The organism is Streptomyces sp. NPDC002845 (assembly GCF_053591955.1).
On record NZ_JBSFUU010000175.1, the window covers coordinates 1 to 5260 of the forward strand.

Genomic DNA, 5260 nt, shown 5'->3' on the forward strand with positions numbered 1-5260 from the left:
CCGCAGCCGTTCTTGCCGGCGTCGGTGTAGATGCCGGCCTTCAGGCCCTTGCTGTGGATGTAGTCGGCGATGGCCTTCATGCCGCCGGGCCACAGAGTCTCGTCGACGACGATGTTGCCGTCGGCGTTGCGGTCGCCCTGCCACCAGCCGTCGTCGAGGTTGACGTACTCGTATCCGGCGGCCGCCATGCCGGAGGAGACCAGGGCGTCCGTCTGCTGCTTGATGACGGTGTGGTCGATGCTGCTGGCGAAGCTGTTCCAGGACGCCCAGCCCATCGGTGGCGGAGTGATGGCGGCCTGCGTGGTGCTGACCGCGGCCGGCTCGGCGGACAGCGGTGCCGACGAATCGTGGTCGGCCAGGTCCGTCAGGCCGGCCAGGGCGAGGGCGAGGACGAGGACGCGCACGGTGACGCGTCTGGCCCAGCCACGTGCGGAGCTGTACGGCATGGGGGAGCCTTTCATGATCAGTACCCGACCCGGAAGGTCGCGTCCTGCCGGTCCGTGGTCGTGGAGATGGGGTCGATGCGCAGGACGTAGTCGGAGTGGCGGATGTAGCGGGTGGGGTTGTTGTACGAGCGGAAGGAGGCCCAGCTCGCGTCCGCGAGGCCCGCCGTGCGGTAGAAGGTCGCGTCCGCGGCGAACGTCGAGGTGCCGTCGTTGGCGTTCAGCTGGAGCGCGTAGTTGTAGTGCCGCAGATAGCGGGTCGGGTAGTTGACCGACCGGAAGGAGACCCCGGAGCTGTCGGCGAGCCCGGGGACCAGGGTCCACAGGGAGTCCTTGTACGGTTCGATCGGGTACACGTCGATCCGGCCCACGTAGTTGGAGTGGCGGATGTAACGGGCCGGGTAGTTGTAGGACTTGAGCCGGTTCCAGGCCGGTGAGCCCCACCTGGCGAGCAGGTTGTTGTACTCGGTCGTGGTGATCGTCGTGATGCCGCAGTGCTTGGAGTTGACCGGCTGCGTGTAGGTCTTCTGGTCCAGCGCGGTCCAGGTGCCGGAGGCCAGGCTGCTCGACTGCCACGCGTAGAAGACACCGTTGGGCGTGTAGGTGTCGCCCCACAGCCACCAGTTGCCGGACGTGAGGGACTTGACCAGCGTCGGGGCCTCGGTGCCGCCGTGCGCCACACCGGCGCTGTACTCGGTGAAGCTGCCCGGGTCCAGGGAGGTGGACCTGGCGCTCACCAGCGTCTGGTTCTTCTTGAAGTAGAGGTAGTTGTAGCCGTTCACGCCGACCGCCATGTCGCCGTCGATGACGTCGTAGCCGGGGTCGAAGAACACCTGCGGGGCGGAGGCTGTGACGAAGTCGCTGGTGTAGTTGACCATGATGACGTTGTGGCCGCTGTCGTTCACGGAGGAGTAGCTGACCGCGTACTGGCCTCGGCCGGCGTCCCAGAACGCCTCCGGTGCCCAGCTGTGGGTCGTCATGTCGTGCAGCTTCATGCGTCGGTAGCCGGTGAAGGTGCGCAGGTCGGCGGAGTCCCAGACGTGGATGTACTGGCTGTTGTAGCTCCAGTCGGTGCCCTTGAGGTCGGTGGCGAGCACCGCGAAGGTGCCGTCCTGCTTGCGCATGAGGAACGGGTCGCGCAGGCCCAGGGCGCCGGCGGTGGGGGTGACCAGGGGGTTGTTCTGGTTGAGCGGCGTCCAGTTCAGTCCGTCGGGGCTGACGGCCAGGTGCAGGCCGTAGTCGGTGCCGTCGCCGAGGTTGGTCGACTCGGTGAAGTAGACCATCGCGTACGCCGAGTCGGCGGCGTGGGCGGTGCCCGTGCCGAGTGTCAGGGCGAGGGGGACGGCGGCGGTCATGCTGAGGAGAGCGCGGCGGGACAGATGGGGGTTTTCGCTCATCTTGTGCTCCAGGGTGGCGTGCGGGGGCACCCGAGTGGCCGGTATTTCGAACGAGGTTCGGAAAATCGATCAGACCGTAGAGCCAGGTCATGTGCTCGTCAATCTTCCTGTCATATATTTGTGTTTCCTGTGGGCCCCGGTGTGCGAGTGGCCCCGGGGCGGGCGGGATCAGCGCTGGGTGTAGATGAAGCCGACCTTGTCGACCTCGTCGCCGGAGCGGCCGTGGAATCCGGCGATCTGCCACCCGGACGGCGCGGTGCGGGTCACGCAGTCGGAGGTCGTGGTGCCGCCGGCCAGGGTGCGGCCGAGGTTGGTGGTGAACTTGGCGTAGAGATCCGCGTGTGGTCGTCCTTCTGCCCCTGGCACAGGTACGCCGTCGTCACGTACTCCCCACTGCCGATCGTCAGCGAGGACGCGGTGCCGCCGGTCCCGCCGAGGGCGAGCGCCCACCACGGCGTCTCCGGCTACATCGGCGACGGCACTAACCACTGGCCCGCCGTGCACCGATCCGATGCCGCGCGAAGAGTGCCGTCGGTGCCCGCAGAGTCCAACTCGGGCCGCCGGGAACCTACGGATCTCTCCCTGCCTGCGATCGGGGTGGCGGGGGTCAGCTCCACTGGATGTCGGACAGGTTCTCCAACGGTGCTCGCTCGGCTGCCGTTTCGGGTACCGGCAGGGTGTCGGCCTTGTGGAGTGTGCCGGGAAAGCGGATGCGGGTGCGGTCTTCGATCTCGGTGAGGGTGACCTGGAAGACGCGGAACTCATCGAGTTCGAGGGCTTCGAGCTGGTCGAGGTTCTGGGTGAGCAGGAACGCCCTGGCCTTCAGCTCGCCGTGCTCGCAGAAGGTGATGATCTTCCAGAACTCGCGGGGGATCTTCACGCCGCGGTAGATGCGGTCGTTGTCCTGGAAGGCGGGTCCGCCGAAGACGCTGACCTTGAGGTCGTCGACGTCGGTGTCGGCGAAGACGGCGTCTTCCAGCCGGCCCCACACACCGTTCCTGCTGCTCTGGTTGAAGTCGTCCATCTGCGGGCTGATGTTGGTGTAGAAGAACGAGTCGGTATTGGCCTTCTGTGCTTCGGCCAGGGGGCCCCAGGTGAGGTCGGCGCGGCGGGCGATGTGCCCGCGGTCGATCCGGTTGGCCTTGTACAGCTCGTTGCCCACCTGGGCGGTGGCGGGCAGCCGCGGGTCCTTGAGGAAGGGGATGCCGGAGCGGCTGAGCCGCTTGAGCATGCCGCCGTCGATGTTCCAGCCCACCCAGATGGGGAAACGCCGCTTGGTGCTCAGTGTCAGCGAGAAGTGCGTGTAGGGGATGACGTCTGAGCCGTCCAGCAGCACCGCGTCGCCGGTGATCTCAGCGTTCAGCTGCGGGGTGTCGATCCGTTCGCCGAGGAAGTGGGGGTCGTAGCCCTGGACCTGCAGCTCGTCCGGGGCCGGCGGCTTCAGGGTGATCTCGAGTTTCTCGAATACGGACGCCGGCAGGCAGGCCAGCGCATGCTCGTCGGGGTCCGCATTGCCCTCCCCGGCGAAGTGGAGGCCGGCCATGACCGTGCCCGGCTTGCCGTTGTTCTGCTTGAACAGCCACACCGCCCCGGAGTCGCCGCCCATGCTGACCTCCCCGTCGGCCGGCGGGTTGGCCGGGTCGGGGGCGATCTCGAAGCAGCCGATCGCCTGCTCGCCGATCCCGCTCCCGTAGTTGAGCTTGGCGATGGTGTCGATGCGGCGGACCACACCGTGGGTGACGCCGGTGGTCCGCCCGCTCTTGATCACCTTGTCGCCGAGTTCCGGCTCGCCCAGCTCCTTGGGCTGCACCCCGAGCTCGCAGATCTCGTGGGTGAAGCGGCGGTCCTCGATGGTCGCCACCGCGCAGTCACCGGCCACCCCCAGATGGGAGCGCTTCAGCACCCCGAGCCGGTTACGGAAGACACGGTTGTCGTCGTGCGGGCCGGGCTGGACAACCTCCTCCCCCAGCGCACCGCGCGCACCGTGCAGCACATGCCAGTTGGAGAGCACATACGGCGTGCCGTCGGCCTTGTCGAACACGATGCAGCCGATCGTGCCCGCCGACACGGTCACCGCCCCGACGCTCACGCCGGGCTGGACGGGGTCCAGACGGGTCTTGCGGGGCGGGCTTTCGACCTCGGCCACGCGGCGGAACTGCGGCTTGTAGCTGCGCTCGATGACGTCGGTGGGCACCTCGACGCCGTCCACCGTGACCGTCTGGGGGATCGGGGCCGTGTGCAGTGCCTCCAGCGCCTCCGGCTCGGCCTTGCACGCGACCGTGAACTGCAGCGCCACCTGCTTGCCCCGCCTGCCGCCTGTGACCTTGTGGCCGATACCGACGGAGGTCACGTTCGGATCCGCAAGCAACTCCGGACCCCGGGTGCGGATATACCGCCGCAACGACGCGATCAACTTGTCCTGGGCGGGCGCGCTGTTCTTCGATGACGAGGCGGTCTTCTTACTCTTGGTGGCCATGACAGGGATGTCCCTTCGCCAGAGGAGACGGCGCGTGCCACATGCCCCGCAGCCCGGCCGGAGGCGGGCCCGGTGGCCGCTGCAACAGCCGTCCAATCACCACGGATCGTATCCGCACGTGTTCGCATTGTGCGTGATTAGGTGATATTCCCAGGGTGCCGTCAGGGCCGAAGCGACCGGTCAACGATTTCGACGCCGGCTGTCTGTAATCGCAGGCAGCCGCGTCTTTCTTCGATCTTTCGGTTCCGGGTGCAAGACGCACACGGTGCGCTCGGGCCTCGCCCCCGGTTGCGGTATCCCGGCTCGTGCAGAGGCCGGTCGCTGCCGGGGGAGGCAATTTGTCGTCGTTGACCGGTGACGCCCGCCATGCGAGCCTCACTGGGACGCCGTCCTCGCCGCGCAGGACGGCCAACAGGAGGGGGAAGCCATGCACGTACCACGGTCCCGTCACACGGTGGCGGTCGCGTTGGCGGTCTCCATGACGCTCGGGACGGCGGGCGCGGCGGGAGCCGCCCAAGCCGCAGAGCCTCGCCACACCGCCGAGTCGATCAACACCCTCGCAATCCAGAGCGATCCGACGCCCGAGGAGCAGGCGCGGTTACGTGAGGTCGCCGCCGCGATCTGGACCCCGGAACTGGCGGCCGGCTGGAACATGAACACCGACGTGGCCGCGGTCCTGTCCGATGCCACCGGTCAGATCCTGCGCTGCTCGGAGGCTTTCGCGCTGGTCCCCAAGCCCCCGGGTTTCGTCCCCGGCCTCGGCTACCTGGTCAGCTACTGGCAACAGTTGAAGAACTACTTCCTCGCCGTCAAGGACAACCGAACCTACCGCGCCTGCGTGGTGAGCGCCGCGGCGAACTACCGCACCGCCATCGAACTCGCCTCCATGGGGATCTGAATCCGAACCCCGTCGGCCCTCACCTGCCAGTTGGGGCAGGTGAGGG

4 protein-coding genes and 1 pseudogene are annotated in these 5260 nt (G+C 67.6%); 1 reads left to right on the forward strand and 4 read right to left on the reverse strand.

The annotated features are described in order from the left end of the window. The 4 genes and pseudogenes from ACWD3C_RS47725 to ACWD3C_RS47740 all read right to left on the reverse strand — a co-directional run. Positions 1-446 (reverse strand): alpha-galactosidase (locus ACWD3C_RS47725; protein ID WP_451154969.1); only part of this gene is annotated, 446 nt, incomplete at its 3' end. 17 nt (positions 447-463) lie between these two features. Continuing rightward, positions 464-1840: a glycoside hydrolase family 43 protein gene (locus ACWD3C_RS47730; protein ID WP_451154963.1), complete on the reverse strand. Its 1377-nt coding sequence runs from the start codon at positions 1838-1840 to the stop codon at positions 464-466. Between the two features lie 168 nt (positions 1841-2008). Next, positions 2009-2283 (reverse strand): annotated as a pseudogene (locus ACWD3C_RS47735) (jacalin-like lectin); the annotation flags it as partial. 164 nt (positions 2284-2447) lie between these two features. Then, the gene (locus tag ACWD3C_RS47740) at positions 2448-4316 is read right to left on the reverse strand and encodes a DNA/RNA non-specific endonuclease (protein WP_451154965.1); all 1869 of its coding nucleotides are present in this window, start codon (positions 4314-4316) and stop codon (positions 2448-2450) included. Positions 4317-4743: 427 nt separating this feature from the next. Here ACWD3C_RS47740 and ACWD3C_RS47745 point away from each other — a divergent pair, with 427 nt between their 5' ends. Then, the gene (locus ACWD3C_RS47745) at positions 4744-5214 is read left to right on the forward strand and encodes a hypothetical protein (RefSeq protein ID WP_451154967.1); all 471 of its coding nucleotides are present in this window, start codon (positions 4744-4746) and stop codon (positions 5212-5214) included. The last annotated feature ends 46 nt before the right edge of the window (positions 5215-5260 follow it).

Excerpts from the sequence above, each read along its gene's own strand:
- ACWD3C_RS47730 (WP_451154963.1), bottom strand. The coding sequence starts at position 1,840 with ATGAGCGAAAACCCCCATCTGTCCCGCCGCGCTCTCCTCAGCATGACC.
- ACWD3C_RS47740 (WP_451154965.1), bottom strand. The coding sequence starts at position 4,316 with ATGGCCACCAAGAGTAAGAAGACCGCCTCGTCATCGAAGAACAGCGCG.
- ACWD3C_RS47745 (WP_451154967.1), top strand. The coding sequence starts at position 4,744 with ATGCACGTACCACGGTCCCGTCACACGGTGGCGGTCGCGTTGGCGGTC.